The organism is Hymenobacter sp. B81 (assembly GCF_044628455.1).
Taxonomy (GTDB): domain Bacteria; phylum Bacteroidota; class Bacteroidia; order Cytophagales; family Hymenobacteraceae; genus Solirubrum.
Genome location: NZ_JBIYZW010000003.1, coordinates 174,165 through 189,068 on the forward strand (window position 1 = coordinate 174,165; position 14,904 = coordinate 189,068).

A 14,904-nucleotide genomic window follows, 5' to 3' on the forward strand; every position below is an offset into this window, starting at 1 on the left:
GCCTGGGAGCCGGCCGAAGTTTCGCCACCGCCTTAAAACGAATGGTGCCACGGTATCGAGCCGTGGCACCACGCGAAAAGTTGAAAGAAAGCTGCCGGAGCCTACTTGGTTGCCAGCTTGCTGACCTCCGCCTCGTTGACTTTTACCGGGTATTTCTGGCGCAGCTCTTTCAGCCATTCCTGCTCCAGGTAGTTCTGGTAGTCGGAAGTGGCCTGGCCGCGGGCTTCGGCCAGCGTTTTGGGGCCGGCGGGCAGCACCCGCTCCACCACCACGGCAAAGTAGCGGCCGTCCTGCTGGGCGGTGTAGGTGCCGGGCTGCTGGGGTACGCCGTCGACCACCTTGTTTTCGCCCTTGGGGAAAGCGCGCTGCTGCACCTGCACGGCCAACGGGTTTTTCTCGTTCATCATTTCCTCCAGCCCGCTCAGGGCTGGGGTGGTTACTTCCAGCAGGGCCTGGGCCTTGGGGCCGGCCTTGCTGGTAGCCGTGCTGATGCGCTGGGCCGACACGCGGCGACGCTTCAGGGCGTTGGCCACGTGCTGGGCGCGGCGCTGGGCCAGATTAGCGCCCTTTTCGCCGGTTTTTACCTGCCCTACGATGCGCACGTTCAGGGTGGTGTCGCTCAGCAGGCGGGGCACGAAGTTGTTCAGCTCCACGGCCGCCAGCTTGGTGAGCACCTCGCTGTTGGGTTGGAAGGCCAGCTGCGTGGGTACGCCCTGCTTGGTTACGTAGCGGCCCTTGGCCAGCTGCTGCTGGGCCTGCTTGAGCAGCTCGGGCGAGGCGGCGCTGATGACGGTGGCCTGCACGCGCGGCTCCCACTGGTACTTGGCCTGGTTGGCCGTGAAGTACTGCTGCAGGCCCACAGTATCTTCAATGGCTTTCGACCACACCTTCTCGTCCATGAGCTGGAACAGCAGAATCCCGTCGCGGTACTCGCGCACCAGCATGCGGTAGTCTTCGTGCTTGTTTTCGAGGTTAGCGCGCTCGTACTCCAGCAGGCTCTGGTCCACGAACTGGTCGTACTGCAGCTGGGCCACGAAGGCCGGGGTAGCGGTGGGGCGGCTCTGCGGGCGCTGCTCCATGAAGGTGGCAAAGTCCTTCACGGTGTAGGGCTTGGTGCCGATGGTGAACAAGGGCGTGGCCCCGTTGACCACCATGGTTTTCTTGCTGCCCTTGGCCGGGGTGGCGGCAAACTTAGCCAAGTAAGTGTCGGCCTTGAAGCGGCCGTTGATCAGCGAGGTATCGGCCTGGGCCAGCACGGCCTCGCGCACCATGGGCACCTCGGCAAACTTGTTTTCGACGCGAATGCGCTTGAGGAAGGCCGCGCGGTTCAGTTCCGAGCGCGAGTCCTTGGCCACCTTGCTTTTCAGGCTGGGCTCCATCTGCTCAAACGTTGGCAACGACTGCTTTTCGATCAGCTTAATGATGTGCCAGCCGTAGGGCGTCTGCACGGGGCCGGCCAGCTCGCCGGGCTTCTGCAGCTTGAATGCCGCTTCCTCGAAGGACGGAATCATGCGGCCGGTGCCGAAGGGGGGCAGCTCACCGCCGTTGGCCGCCGAGCCGGCGTCTTCCGAGAACTGGGCCACGGTTTTCTCCCAGTTTTCGCCCTTTTGCAGGCGGCTGAACAGCTCGTCGACTTTCTTTTTGGCCGTTACCGAGTCGGCCTTGGGCATGCCGGGCGTGGCGCGCACCATCAGGTGGGCCACCTTGATTTCGCCCTGGGCCGGGCGCATGTCGTTGACCTTGATGATGTGGTAGCCGAAGCGGGTGCGGATGGGCTGCGAAACCTGGCCCACGGGCGTTTTGTAGGCCGCGGCCTCAAACGGGTACACCATCTGCAGGGCGGTGAAGTAGCCCAGGCGGCCGGCGTTTTCGCGGGCCGAGGGGTCTTCGGAAGCCTCGCGGGCCACTTTCTCGAAGTCCTCGCCGCCGGTCACGCGCTGGCGCAGGGCCACAATCTTCTGGTAAGCGGCCAGGGTGTCCTTGGGGTCGGCCTCGGGAGCCATGCGCACCAGAATGTGCGAGGCGTTGACTTCCTTCTGCAGGTGGTCGTAGGCCTCGCGCACCAGCTGGTCGGTTACGCTTTTCTCGGTGAGGTAGGGCTGGGCCAGCTGCTGCTTGTAGCCGTCGAGCTCGGCCTGAAAGGCGCGGGTGGTATCCAGGCCGCGCGACTGCGCCTCGAGCACCTTCAGCTTGAAGTTGGTGTAGAGGTCCAGGTACTCCTGCACGCTTTGCTTGGTGCCGGCATCAGCCGCGGTGCCGTTGTTTTTGCGGTACACGTAGGCAAATTCCGACGCCGGCACCTCCTGGGTGCCCAGCGTCATCAGGACCGGCTGTTTGGTGGAAGCGGTGGGCTTGGAGGCCTGGCACGCGGCCAGAATCGTGGCGGCCAGGGCGGCGCCCGAAAACAGAATGCGGTTGCTGCGCATACTAAAGATGAATGACACGAAAAAGCCGTCCGTCATCCGGCTCCGGGCCGGCCGCGGACGGCTGCTAGTCGCAATGTTACGCAAAATTCGGCGGGCCCCGGCGCCCCGGGTTAGCTCAGGCGCTTGGTGAGGCGGCAAAAATTGCGCGTGCCCACGCTGGCGTACTCCACCTGGTCCATGATGCGGTTGACGAGGGCAATGCCCACTCCGCCCTTCTTGGCCTGCCGAATGTGATCCTGCAGGTCGGGGGCCTGATACTGGCCCGGCGAGAAGGAGGCGCCCCCGTCTTCGGCTTCGAAGCGGAACTCGCCGTCCTCCACGGCCAGCCGAATGTCGAGGAACTTGCTGTCGTCCTCGTGGTTGGAGTGAATGATGAGGTTGGCCACAATTTCGTCGACGGCCAGCACAATCTGGTTTTGCAGGATGGCCGACAACCCATAGCCCGCGAGAAACTCGCCCACGAAATCGCGCACCACTTTCAGGTTCTGGCGGCTGCAGCTCACGCGTAGGGTAGCACTCATGCGAGAAGGGGTAGCGCGGCGGGCAGTTTACAGGGCAGCAGCTTCCTGCTCGGTGGGCACAATGGTCATCAGCGAATCCAGCCCCAGGATTTCGAATACGTTGTGGACTTTCTCCTGCATGTTGAAGAATACCAGTTTCACGCCGGCATCCTGAAAGCGCTGCAGGTGCGAGATAAACACGCCCAGGCCCGCCGATGAGATGTAGTTAAGTTTCTGGCAATCAATCAGTACTTTCTGGTAGCGGAGAATGTCCGGCTTGGTCAGCTCGGCGTCGAGCAATACCGAAGAACTGGCGTCCAGCTCGCCGTCGAGGCCGAGCGTGAGGTTGTTGGCGTCTGCGTTCTGTACAATTTTCATAGCATGAGTGTACGTTAGGCCAGCACGGTGGGTTGGGTACTCTTGAATTTGATGATGAGCAGGGTCTGGTCGTCGTGGGGCGGCAGGCCGTGGCTGAACTGCTCCACGTCGTCGACGATGGCCTGCTTGATTTCCTCGGCTTCCAGGTAGAACGTACGGCCCAGCAGGTCGCGCAGCCGGTCTTCGCCGTACTCCTCGCCGGCCGCGTCGCGCGCCTCCACAATGCCGTCGGTGTACATCACCATTACGTCGCCGGGGTTGTAGTCGTAGTACATGTTCTTGATGCGCTTCTCGTAAGAGGCGTCGCGCAGGATGCCCAGGCCCAGCCCGGCCGTCTGGAAGTAGAACGTTTCCTCGGTCACGGCATTGTAGTAGAGCGTGTGGCAGTGGCCGGCCCGCGCAAAGGCAAACCCGCGCTCCTTGTAGTCGATGATGTAGAACGAGGCGGTGATAAACGAGCTGCGCTCCAGGCAGTGGCTGAGCGCCTGGTTGGCCATGGTCATGAATTTGCTGGGCTGCAGGGGCTGGCCCTTCTCGGGCTGGTCGAGCAGCATCAGCGTGTGGAAAATGCCCTTGAGCTGGGCCACGTGGAAAGCCGCCGTAGTGCCCTTGCCCGATACGTCGCCGATGATGATGGCAATGCGCGAGGCACTGAGCTGCAGGAAGTCGTAGAAGTCGCCGCCCACCTCGCGGGCCGCCTTGCTGTGCCAGCGAATCTCAAACCAACTATCGGCTGGCAAAACCTTAGGAATCAGGCTTTCCTGAATCAGACTGGCAATCTTGAGCTCCTCCTTCACCACCTCGTTGTGCAGGGCCTCCTCCATCAGCCGCAGGTTTTCGATGCGCACTACCGTCTGGCCCGTGAAGGTTTGCAGCAGCCCCAGATTTTCGCGGTCGAAGCCCTGGGTGTTGTGCTTGAGCAGGTATACCGTGGCAAAGTGCGACTGGCTGGTGCGCAGCGGCAGCACAATGAGCGAACCGTAGGGCAGGTCGAGGGCGCGGAAGCCGGCGCTGTTCGACAACTCGTTGTTGAGGTACTCGATGTGCCCGATGTTGTAGTCGCCGAGCAGGGCGCAGATGCGGCGGCAGGTCGCCGCGTCGATGCGGTGCGACAAAGCCGGACTCACGTTGGTTTCGTGCAGGTCCAGCCAGGCCGCGTCGGCCTCCACGGTCTGCACCGCCGAGTCGAACAGCAGCGTATACACTTCCTGCTCGCTCTGGCCCTTCTGAATGAGCTGGGCCAGGCGCTGCATGCTCAGGATTTCCTCGCGCTTTTGCTCAAATATGGTGGCCGTAGGCAGCGTTACAAACGTTACGAGCAAGCCGGTGAGCGAATAAAACGCCGCGAAGCCCGCCATCAGCAGCAGGAACGCCCGCTGCCCGGCCGGGGCTGCCAGAGCCGGATCCTGCTGCACAACGAATAAGTAAACGGCCAGCAGCGCGCAGCATACCAGGGCGCTTAGCTGCAGGCCCACCACGCTCCAGCGTTGCCGGTGGTTGAGGTAGGCTACCCACTGTTGGTGCGAGCCGAGGTACACGCCCACTATGGCCAGCAGCACCAGCGGCACGCTCAGCAGGCGAAGCAGTCCCCCGGGCGCCAGCAGGTAACCAAGCAGGGCGCAACCCAGCAGCAGCTCAAACCAGTGCCAGCGCTGACGGGTGATGTGGCTGGCCCGGAAAAATACCAAGGAGCGCCAGGTGTTGCTGGCCTGGGCCAGGAAGTACAGGCTCAGCCCCACGTTCACCACGTACAGCACGTTGAGCAGCAGCGGGCTATTGCCTCCGGCCCGGTACAGCACCAGGTGCAGGCCGGCGCCCAGCGCGGCCAGCAGGCCCACGCCCTGCATCAGGCGGCGCAGCAGCCCCACGAACTCGGTGCCGCGCAGGCGCGACGGGTGGTTGCGCTCGTGCAGAAACAGGCAAATGACCAGCCCGGTCTGGGCCAGCGTCAGCAGCCAGTCGGGCGGAGTGCCCCAGCGCACGGCCAGCTCGGGGCGGGTCCGCAGTATGGCGCAGGCCAGCAGCACGAGCCAGCTCAGGACGGCACCAGACATCAAAGCCGATTGTAGCTTCCGGGGGAAGAGGGTCATGCAAGGAAAAAGCGGCGGACGAAGGCGGCGCAGCCCGGAAAACCGGGCTGCGCCGACGCCCAAGATACAAGCCCCCGCGCAAACGCGGAACGGCCGCGGGCAAATCGAGCCGCCCCGCCGCCGGATGAGCAGCGACGGGGCGGCAGGTCTACCAAACGGAAAGTTGGCGCGCGATGTTTAGCGGCTACTGTAGTTCGGGGCTTCGCTGGTGATTTGCACGTCGTGGGGGTGCGACTCGCGCAGGCCGGCGCCGGTGATGCGCACCATCTGGGCTTGGTGCAGCGCCGCCATGTCGGCCGCGCCCACGTAACCCATGCCGGCGCGCAGGCCGCCCACCAGCTGATACAGCACTTCGGCCACGCCGCCCTTGAACGGCACCCGGCCCACAATGCCCTCGGGCACCAGCTTTTTCACGTCGTCCTCGGCGTCCTGGAAGTAGCGGTCCTTCGAGCCGTCCTCCATGGCCTCGACCGAGCCCATGCCGCGGTAGGTCTTGAACTTGCGGCCCTCGTAGATGACCACTTCGCCGGGAGCTTCCTCGGTGCCGGCCAGCAGGGAGCCGATCATCACCGACGAGGCGCCGCCGGCCAGGGCTTTCACTGCGTCGCCCGAGAATTTCACGCCGCCGTCGGCAATCAGGGGCACATCGGTGCCTTCGAGGCCGCGGGCGGCTTCCATTACGGCCGACAGCTGGGGGACGCCAATACCGGCAATGATGCGGGTGGTGCAGATGGAGCCGGGGCCCACGCCCACTTTCACGGCGTCGGCCCCGGCCTCGGCCAGGGCGCGGGCGCCGGCGGCGGTAGCCACGTTGCCGGCCATCAGCTCCAGCTGCGGAAACTCGGCCTTTACGCGGCGCACCATGTCGAGCACGCCCTTGGAGTGGCCGTGGGCCGTGTCGATGCTGACCACGTCGACGCCGGCGTCGACCAGGGCCTTCACGCGCTCCAGGGTATCGGCCGTGACGCCCACGGCGGCGCCCACGCGCAGGCGGCCCAGCTCGTCTTTGCAGGCACGGGGGCGGGAGCGGCGCTTGCGGATGTCGCGGTAGGTGATGAGGCCCGCCAGGCGGCCGTCGGCGTCAACCACCGGCAGCTTTTCCACCTTGCTCTCGTGCAGGATTTCCTCGGCGCGGGCCAGGTCGGTGCCGGCGGGGGTGGTGATGAGCCGCTCGCCGGGCGTCATCACCTCCGTTACCGAGCGGGTGAGGTCTTTCTCGAAGCGCAAATCGCGCGAAGTCAGGATGCCGCAGAGGCGCCGTTGATCGTCGACGATGGGAATGCCGCCAATCTTGTTTTTGCGCATCAGCTGCTGGGCATCGGCCAGGGTGGCCTGCCGGTCGAGCGTGATGGGGTCGAGTACCATGCCGCTTTCCGAGCGTTTCACGCGCCGGACCTGCTCGGCCTGGGCGCGGATGCTCATGTTCTTGTGGATGATGCCGATGCCGCCTTCCTGGGCCAGGGCAATGGCCAGCTCATACTCGGTGACCGTGTCCATGGCCGCCGAGACGAAAGGAATGTTGATCCAAATGCGGCGGGTAAGGCGCGAGCGGGTGTCGGCGTCGCGCGGGAGAACCTCGGAGTAAGCTGGCAGCAGCAGTACGTCGTCGTAGGTCAGCGCCTCGAAGGCAATTTTGGCGGCGGGGTTGGCGGCCATAGGCAAAAGGCTTTTACGTGGTAGACTCCTCTTGCCGCACAAAGCTACGACGATTTGCCGGTTGGCAAGCCCGCGCCCCGCAACTTCACCCCGGGGTAACCTACTGGGCCGGCATGGGCTGCGGCGCCGTCGGCTCGGCCAGGGCAGCCTTGCGGCGCCAGTCGAGGTTGAGCGTAAGGCCCAGCTGCAGGGTGTGGTTGTGCTCGAACACGCGGCCGTTGCGCTGCTGCACCAGATGGTGCAGGTAGCCGGCTTCCACGCTCACGCCGCTCTTAATCAGGTAGCCTACGGCGCCATACAGGCGGTTCTGGTCGAAAATGTTGTTGGCCACATTGCCGCCGAAGTTCACGAAAGCCTCGTCGGAAACCACGAGATAGGGCGTGCGCGGGGCAATTTTGGAGCCGACCAGCGGGGCCGCCAGCCGCAGCTGGTAGCGCAGACGGTTCAGGTAAGTGAAGTCGGTCTGGTTGGCGAAGCGCACCCAGCGCTGCTCCAGGCGGTAGCGGTGCTGCACCTGTAGCCAGCCGTCGTTGTCGCGCAGCACTACCTGCTGGTAGAGCCGGTGCTCGGGAAAAGAGGCGGGGGCCGGGTAGTCGCCGTAGGGGTAGGTATCGGCGAAGGCGTAGCCAGCGGTCAGCATCAGGTTATCGGAGGCGTGGTAGTTGATGCCGGCGCGCAGAAAGTTCTGCATGGGGTCGCGCAGTACGCGGGCACGACGCCACTGAGCCTCGGTATGCACGCCCCAGCGGCCCACGAGGCGGAAGTCCCCGTTGTACATGAGCCAGGAGTTGGTGTTGCGGTCGGCCACGCGGCCTTCGGGCGGCAGGGTCTGGGCCGCGGCGGGCGCGGCGAATAGCAGGCCGAAGATCAGGAGCACGAGCAGGCAAAACGGAAGTCGGGGCATCGGCAAACAGAAAGGTCGAACCGCGAATTTACCGCTTCGTGTTACCAAATTGTTACCAGGTGGTCCGTTTTAAGGTGGTTTTAATGCCGTAGCGGGCCTAAACGTACGGCCCCGGCCTCGTCAAACGGAAGCCGGGGCCGTACGCCTGGTCAATCGGGGAGTGGTTAGAATTTCACGCCCACCGAAGCCAGGAAATGGCGCGGGGCCTGCGGGTTCACGAAGTTGAACACCAGCCGCTCATCGGCCAGCTGGTAGAGGCCGGCGTAGGTGTAGCCGCTGGCCGCGTAGCGCTGGTTGAACAGGTTGGCCACCAGCAAGCTGAACTCCAACTCGCGCAGAAAGGCGGGCTTCAGGGTGTAGCGCACGCGCAGGTCGGCAACCTGGTAGGCCTTCAGACTGCGGGCCGCGCTGGCCGAGTTGTCGAGGTACTGGCGCCCCACGGTTTTGTAGAGCAGGGCCACCCGCAGGTCTTTCAGCGGCTGACCCTCCAGGGTGCTGGCCGATACCACCGCGGGCGAGTAGGAGATATCGGCGTTGCGGCGGTCGAACTGCTGGGTTTCCAGGATGTTGTAGTCCTGGTCGTACACGTACACCGTTTCCTGGAAGCGGCGCAGGCGGTTGCGGCTCAGCGTGAGGGTGCTGCTGAGGGTGAGGCGCTCGGCACCCACGGTGGCCGCCGCGCTCAGCTCCACGCCGGTGCGGTAGCTGCTGGGCACGTTGGTGCGCAGGGCCGTGCCCACGTCGTTGAGCTGCCCGGTGGCCACCAGCTGGTTGCGGTAGTCCATGTAGAAGTAGTTCACCTCGCCGCGCAGGGCCGAGAAACCCGCCACCGGCCGGGCCAGGCGGAAGCGGTAGCCGGCTTCGAAGTCGTGCAGGCGCTCGGCGCGGGCGCGGTCATCGGCGGGGCGGTCGGTGAAGTCGGAGCGCACCGGCTCGCGCTGGCCCACGGCAAAGCTGCCGTAGAGCTGCTGGTCGTCGGTGAGGGCGAAGGTCAGGCCAGCTTTCGGGTTGAAGAAGGTGTAGTCGGCGCGGGTAGTCACGTTGCGCTGGTCGTCGTCTGCGCCCTCGATGCGGTAGTCGATGGTGCGCAGCTGCAGGTCGCCGAACAAGCCCAGGCGCGGCAGCAGCTGGTAGGTGGCCTTGGCAAACACGTTGAAGTCGGTTTTGCGGGCGTCGTTGAAGTAGTAGCGCTGGCGGATGCTGGAGGTGGAGGCGTAGCGCGCCCAGATAACCTCGCCGAAATGGTCGCCGGCGTAGCGGTTCCAGCCGCCGCCCAGCGTGGCGCTCAGCCGGTCGTTGTCGGGCGCCTGGTAGTTGAGCGCGTAGGTGGCTCCGTAGAAGTAGTTGTCGAGCCACTTGCGCCGAATCAGGTCGCTGCGGGTGATGGTGACGGTATTGGGCGCCGTGCCCAGCACCACCGGCGGCAGGCCGTAGTTGGCCAGCTTGTTGTCGGGCCGGAACTGCTCGTAGTAGCCGAAGCCGCGCGTCAGGTGCAGGGCCCCGCCCAGGTTCCAGCTACGGCCCAGGCCCTGCGAAAGGTGCAGCTGGTAGTGGTTTTGCTGGTAGTGGTCCACCTGGTTGTCGTAGGTGTACACATTGTAGCGGCGGCCGGCGCTGCGCAGGTTTTCGGCGTCGGCCCCCTCAAAGTAGTTGAAGGCAATGTACTTCTCCAGGGCCGCCCGGTCGCCGTTGGCCACGGCCTCGGGCACGCCGTCCCAGGCCTGGTAGGTTTTTTCGCGGCCCGCGAAGGTCACGAACTTCAGCATGGTGTTTTTCTGCTGGTAGCCCGCCGCGAAATAGTACGATTTCAAATCCGAGGCGGCGCGGTCGATGTAGCCGTCGGAGCTGATGCGCGAGAGGCGGCCGTCGAAGGTGAACTTGCCGCCCACCAGCCCGGTGCCGAAGGAAACCGAGTTGCGCCAGGTATTGAACGAGCCGTAGGTGTTCTGGCTTTCGGCATACGGGTCGCGGTTCACGCTCAGCGTGCGAATGTTGAGGCTGGCGCCGAAGGCCGCGCCGCCGTTGGTGCTGGTGCCCACCCCGCGCTGCACCTGAATGTCCTGCACCGACGAGGCCAGGTCGGGCGTGTTCACGAAAAAGGCCCCGTGCGACTCCGCGTCGTTCAGCGGCACGCCGTTGATGGTCACGTTGATGCCCGTAATGTCGGTGCCGCGGATGCGCAGGCCGGTGTAGCCCACGCCCGCACCCGCGTCGGAGCTGACGATAACCGAGGGCGTCTGGTCGAGCAGGTAGGGAATGTCCTGGCCAAAGTTGCGCTGCTCCAGCTCTTCCCGGCTCAGGTTCACGTAGGCCGTGGCGGTGCGCTCGTTGGCGCGGGTGGCCGTCACCACGGCTTCGCCGGTGAGCACGTCGGCCGGCTGCAGGCTCAGGCTCAGCTGCTGGGCATCGGGCTGGCCCGCTACGCGCCGCGTGGTGGCCTGGTAGCCCACGAAGCTCACGCGCAGCTCGTGCGGTCCGGCGGCCACGGCCGGCAGACTAAAGGTGCCGCTGGCATCAGTCACGGCCGCCGCGGCGCCGTCGAGGCTGATGGTGGCGCCGGGCAGGGCCTGGCCGCTGCGGGCGTCAGTGATGGTGCCGGACACGGGGCCTTGCGCCCATGCCGAGTGCCCGAGCAGCAGCAGAATGGCCGCCCCGGACAGGGTGTGGAAATTGAACAAGATGAAAAATGAAAAGGTGGAACGAATCCGTGCCCCAGGGGTCGGAGCTACGGCTTTCTCGTTCGCGTACCGTTTGTTCCCTTCGCCGGTATTAGCCGAATCAGGTTCAATGGGTATAATCTCAGCCCCGCGCAGCCTTCTGGCCTTGGAGCACCCCTAAACGCGGGGCAAAGGTAGGCACCCGGCTCGCACACCCGCAACCCCGGACCCATTCCCGTCGCCGGCGGGCTGCTGAAACTCGCGCGCGCAACGTCGATTTAGCTGGCCGACGCCGGGGGTAGGGCGGAGAGGGGGCGAGGAGCAGCGGCTTGCCGTGAACCCGCTGAAAGCTAGGATAAGCCGCTACGCTTAAGTAAATTACCCAAGGCGCCCGGCGGCGGTAAAAATCATTGGCCGACCAAAACCAGGGCCCGGCCGACTTCGTTAGCGCCTTGATAGGGGCGAGCTGCTCGCCTTAGCCACCTCAGCCTGGATTTGCCATGATCAGCCTAGTTTATACGCTCGTGGTGCTCACCATTCTCGCTTACTTTATGGTGATGCCGCGCCGTCAGCACTCCCGGCCGCCCTCGGCCGACAACGACGATGACGGCGGCGAACCGCTCGACGATGGCCTGCCCGATCTGGACCTGCCCCCCGGCATCTCGCGGCCCATCAACGACTGGGAGCCCGACTACAACCGCCGGCCGCGCCGACCGGTGCGCCCCACCGAGCCGGCGTTGTCTTAGGCGCGGCGGCAAGCAAGGGGCGGTAACGCCCGGCGCCCGCGCCTACAGCAGCTCGATGTGGTAGCTGCTGGTGAAGGTAGCCCCGGGTGCCAGCGTAAGGATACCTTCCTTGTCGCGCAGCTCGGCTGGGCCGCTGACCGAGCCGGCAATGCCCTGCCAGGGCTCGATGCACACGAAAGGCGCCCCCGGTCCCTTGGTCCACAAACCCAGATACGGGAAACCGTCGAACTCCACGCGCACCCCGCGGCCCGAGCGGCGGCTGGCCAGCGTCAGGTGGCTAAAGTCGTAGTGCTTGAACACCAGCGCATCCTGGCTGAAGAGCTCGTAGCTCAGGGGCAACTCCCGCCCCTGCTCAGCAGTCGGTACGGGTTCGGTTGCGCCGGTTAGCAGCCCGCCAGCCAGCAGGTAGCGCTCCAGCTGCACGGGGTGGTCGAAACGGAAAACGTAATCCTCGAACCGCTCGTCAGGCAGCAGCGGGCAGCGGAAGCCCGGGTGCGCGCCGATGCTGAAAAGCAGCTCCGCATCGGGGGCGGGATTGTGCACGCGCCAACCCACGTGCAGCCCGGTGCCGGCCAGGCGGTATTCAATGTCGAGCTCGAAGGCGAAGGGGTAGTGCCCGCGGCTGGCTGCGTCGTCGCGTAGGCGCAGAGTGAGTGAGTCGGCCGTTTGCTGCTGCAGCGCGAAGGCCCGGTCGCGGGCAAAGCCGTGCTGGGGCAGCTGGTAGGTCTGACCCGCGTGCTGGTAACGGTCGTTGGGCAGGCGGCCCACGATGGGGAACAGCACCGGCGCATGACGGCCCCACACCCGGGCATCGGCCTGCCAGAGGTATTCGAGCCCGTTCAGGTCGGTGCGGACCAGGCTGCTGAGCTCGGCGCCGTGTTGGTTCACGGTCACACGGCAGCGGTCATTTTCGAGAATGTAAGTTGGCTGGTTCATGCGCGAAGCCCCAAAGCGGGGGAGGCGGCAAGTTATCGGTCAAACCGCCATTAACCTTGGCCCGCGCGGGCAAGTCTAGGACGTCGGGGCGCCGTTAGCCAGCAGCTCGTCGATCAGAAAGCAGGCCTGCTCGAGGCGCCGGGCCGCGCTGCCGCTGATTTCGGCGAAGTTCGACAGGCGGCTGCTCAGCTCGCTGCGGTACAGGCCGTAGAAGTGCTGGCGCAGGTGAGGGTGTTCGCGCAGCGGGTCGGGCTCCCAGGGAATGTCTACGCCCAGCAGCAGAATCAGGTCGTAGCGGCGGCGCTCAATCTCGCCCAGAATCCACTCGGGGCAGGTGCCAAAGGCGTGCTCGGCCCACACCTTGATGATGAGCAGTTCGGTATCGCAGAACACCACGGGCAGGCCGGCGGCCGCGGCGCGGGCAGCGGTGGCGTCCTCGCGGGCCAGCTGGCCGCGGGCAATGGCTTCGAGGTCGGCCAGGGTGTAGGCCAAACCTAGCTCGCGCTCGTTGAGGTAGTCGCGGGCGTACTCGGGCGTCCAGAGCGTGCCGTAGTGCTGGGCCAGCTGCTCGCTGAGGGTGGTCTTGCCCGTCGATTCGGGGCCGGTGAGGGCAACGCGCAGCATCAGGCGGGCTGAAGGGAAGGAGTGTCCTGGGCGCGCAACAGGCGGCGCCACTGCCAGTAGCCGTAGCCGGCCAGCCCCAGAAATACCACGTATTGCACGCTGAACAAGGCCAGGCCGCGGTGCCAGTACAGCACCACGTACAGCACGTCGACGCCAATCCAGAGCAGCCAGTTCTCGAGCTTTTTGCGGGTGAGCAGGAACTGCGCCACCAGGCTCACGGCGGTGGCGGCGTTGTCCCAGTAGGGCGCGGCCGCGTCGGTGTAGCGCTCGAACAGGTAGCCGGCCGTGGCGGTAAACGCCAGCGCGAGGGCGCTCAGCAGCAGCCACCAGCGGCCGGGTGTGCGCGAGACGTGCACCTCGCCCTGCTCGGGGCCCTTGCGCAGCCACAGCCACCAGCCGTACAGCCCCAGCGCGATAAACACGATCTGCAGGCCCACGTCGGAGTAGAGCCGGGCGCGGAAGTACACCACCGCGGCCAGGGCGCAGGCCACAATGGCCACCGGGAAGTTCCACACCGATTCGCGGGCCGCCAGCCACACGCACAGCAGGCCCGTTACCACGCCCCAAATGTCGTAGGCGGTGCTTTGCTGCAAAGCAGTCCAGAAGTCAAGCCAGAAAGAAGCCAACGGGCGGCAAGCAAAGCGGGTGGAAAACGAAGCCAGCGGGCCGGGGTGGGCAGCCGCCAGTCAAAGCTAAGGCGGGCGGAGCTATTTTTGCGCTTCTTTTTCCATTTCCTGCCCGCCTCGCCCGTATGTCGCTGCCCGAACTCACGCCCGAACAGCTCCGCGACCGGCTGGCCGCCGGCGAAGCCCTGCAGCTGGTCGACGTGCGCCAGCCCGAGGAATTTGCCTACTGCCGCATCGAGGGCAGCCTGCTGCTGCCGCTGGGCGAGCTGCCGCGCCGCGCCGAGGAGCTGGCCGACGACCGGCCCGTAGTGCTCATCTGCCACCACGGCGTGCGCTCGATGCAGGCCCTGGCGTACCTGCAACACCGCCACGGCCTGGCCAACCTGCTCAACCTGCGCGGGGGCATCCACGCCTGGTCCATTCGCGTCGACCCCGCCGTCCCCGTTTATTAGGTGAGTGGGGAAGTGCTGAGTTTGGTGTTCTGATTGCCTGAACGACACTCACCCCTTCCTCCTTTTACTACTTCACTATCTCGCCTTGAAGCTCCCTGATTTACCCATTTGCGCGGCGTTGCCCGAGCTGCTGGCGGCCCTGGCGGCCGGTAGCCGAGCCGTGTTGCAGGCGCCGCCCGGGGCGGGCAAAACCACCGTGGTGCCGCTGGCGCTGCTGGAGGCCGCGTGGCGGCTCGATGGTAAAATCCTGGTACTCGAACCGCGCCGCCTCGCCGCCCGCGCCGCCGCTACCCGCATGGCCCGCCTGCTCGACGAGCCCGTGGGCCACACCGTGGGCTACCGCGTGCGGCTCGAAAGCAAGGTATCGGGGCACACGCGCATTGAAGTGGTAACCGAGGGCATCCTCACCCGCCTGCTGCAGGACGACCCCGCGCTGGAGGGCGTGGCCGCGGTGCTCTTCGACGAGTTTCACGAGCGCAGCCTGCAGGCCGACCTGGGGCTGGCCCTGGCCCTCGACGCCCAGGCGGTGCTGCGCCCCGACCTGCGCCTGCTGGTGATGTCGGCCACGCTTGACGCCGCCCGCCTCGGCCCCTGGCTTGACGCGCCGGTGGTTACCAGCGCCGGCTTTATGCACCCCGTCGAAACCCACTACCTGAGTCCGCGCCGCGTGGCGGGCACGGCGGCGCGCCCGGCCCAGCGGCTGGCCGAGCTGGTGCCGGGGGCCGTGCGCGAGGCCCTGACCCAGCAGCCCGGCGACGTGCTCGTGTTCCTGCCCGGCCTGGCCGACCAGCGCCGCGTGGCCGAGCGCCTGGAAGCCTCGCTGCCCGCGGCCACCGACCTGCACGTGTTGCACGGCGAGTTGCCCCTGGAGCAGCAGGATGCCGCCCTGCGGCCCGCGCCGGCCGGCCG

13 protein-coding genes and 1 riboswitch are annotated in these 14,904 nt (G+C 65.8%); of the genes, 3 read left to right on the forward strand and 10 right to left on the reverse strand.

All coding sequences use genetic code 11. The features are described 5' to 3' along the window. Positions 1-101: 101 nt before the first annotated feature. The 7 genes from ACE191_RS17705 to ACE191_RS17735 form a co-directional block, all read right to left on the reverse strand. Complete coding sequence (locus ACE191_RS17705; RefSeq protein ID WP_400193568.1) at positions 102-2,426, reverse strand: peptidylprolyl isomerase; 2,325 nt, start codon at positions 2,424-2,426, stop codon at positions 102-104. Positions 2,427-2,536: 110 nt separating this feature from the next. Continuing rightward, positions 2,537-2,947, reverse strand: a complete 411-nt coding sequence (locus ACE191_RS17710) for an ATP-binding protein (RefSeq protein ID WP_400193569.1) — start codon at positions 2,945-2,947, stop codon at positions 2,537-2,539. A gap of 27 nt (positions 2,948-2,974) precedes the next feature. Beyond that, positions 2,975-3,304: an STAS domain-containing protein gene (locus ACE191_RS17715; protein ID WP_400193570.1), complete on the reverse strand. Its 330-nt coding sequence runs from the start codon at positions 3,302-3,304 to the stop codon at positions 2,975-2,977. Between the two features lie 14 nt (positions 3,305-3,318). Beyond that, entirely contained in the window at positions 3,319-5,358 is a 2,040-nt protein-coding gene (locus tag ACE191_RS17720) for a SpoIIE family protein phosphatase (RefSeq protein WP_400193571.1), read from the reverse strand. A 213-nt stretch (positions 5,359-5,571) separates the two neighbouring features. Continuing rightward, positions 5,572-7,050 (reverse strand): IMP dehydrogenase, encoded by a 1,479-nt coding sequence (gene guaB, locus ACE191_RS17725; RefSeq protein ID WP_400193572.1) that lies wholly within the window; start codon positions 7,048-7,050, stop codon positions 5,572-5,574. Between the two features lie 100 nt (positions 7,051-7,150). Further along, positions 7,151-7,954, reverse strand: a complete 804-nt coding sequence (locus ACE191_RS17730; RefSeq protein ID WP_400193573.1) for a DUF2490 domain-containing protein — start codon at positions 7,952-7,954, stop codon at positions 7,151-7,153. Positions 7,955-8,118: 164 nt separating this feature from the next. Further along, a complete protein-coding gene (locus ACE191_RS17735) occupies positions 8,119-10,632 on the reverse strand; it encodes a TonB-dependent receptor (RefSeq protein WP_400193574.1) in 2,514 nt (837 codons plus the stop codon). A 58-nt stretch (positions 10,633-10,690) separates the two neighbouring features. Next, a riboswitch (TPP riboswitch) is annotated at positions 10,691-10,800 on the reverse strand. Between the two features lie 311 nt (positions 10,801-11,111). Here ACE191_RS17735 and ACE191_RS17740 point away from each other — a divergent pair. Continuing rightward, complete coding sequence (locus tag ACE191_RS17740) at positions 11,112-11,357, forward strand: hypothetical protein (protein ID WP_400193575.1); 246 nt, start codon at positions 11,112-11,114, stop codon at positions 11,355-11,357. Between the two features lie 42 nt (positions 11,358-11,399). Here ACE191_RS17740 and ACE191_RS17745 read toward each other — a convergent pair whose 3' ends face one another. From ACE191_RS17745 to pnuC, 3 genes are all read right to left on the reverse strand, one after another. Next, positions 11,400-12,293 (reverse strand): aldose 1-epimerase family protein, encoded by an 894-nt coding sequence (locus ACE191_RS17745; RefSeq protein ID WP_400193576.1) that lies wholly within the window; start codon positions 12,291-12,293, stop codon positions 11,400-11,402. 75 nt (positions 12,294-12,368) lie between these two features. Next, positions 12,369-12,917 (reverse strand): AAA family ATPase, encoded by a 549-nt coding sequence (locus tag ACE191_RS17750; protein WP_400193577.1) that lies wholly within the window; start codon positions 12,915-12,917, stop codon positions 12,369-12,371. Next, positions 12,917-13,543, reverse strand: a complete 627-nt coding sequence (pnuC, locus tag ACE191_RS17755) for a nicotinamide riboside transporter PnuC (RefSeq protein WP_400193578.1) — start codon at positions 13,541-13,543, stop codon at positions 12,917-12,919. Before pnuC ends, ACE191_RS17750 begins: the two co-directional genes overlap by 1 nt. Positions 13,544-13,668: 125 nt before the next feature. On the opposite strand from pnuC, the gene ACE191_RS17760 reads away from it, so the two are divergent. Continuing rightward, positions 13,669-13,995 (forward strand): rhodanese-like domain-containing protein, encoded by a 327-nt coding sequence (locus ACE191_RS17760; protein WP_400193579.1) that lies wholly within the window; start codon positions 13,669-13,671, stop codon positions 13,993-13,995. A gap of 85 nt (positions 13,996-14,080) precedes the next feature. Continuing rightward, a partial coding sequence (locus tag ACE191_RS17765; protein ID WP_400193580.1) for a DEAD/DEAH box helicase occupies positions 14,081-14,904 on the forward strand: 824 nt, incomplete at its 3' end.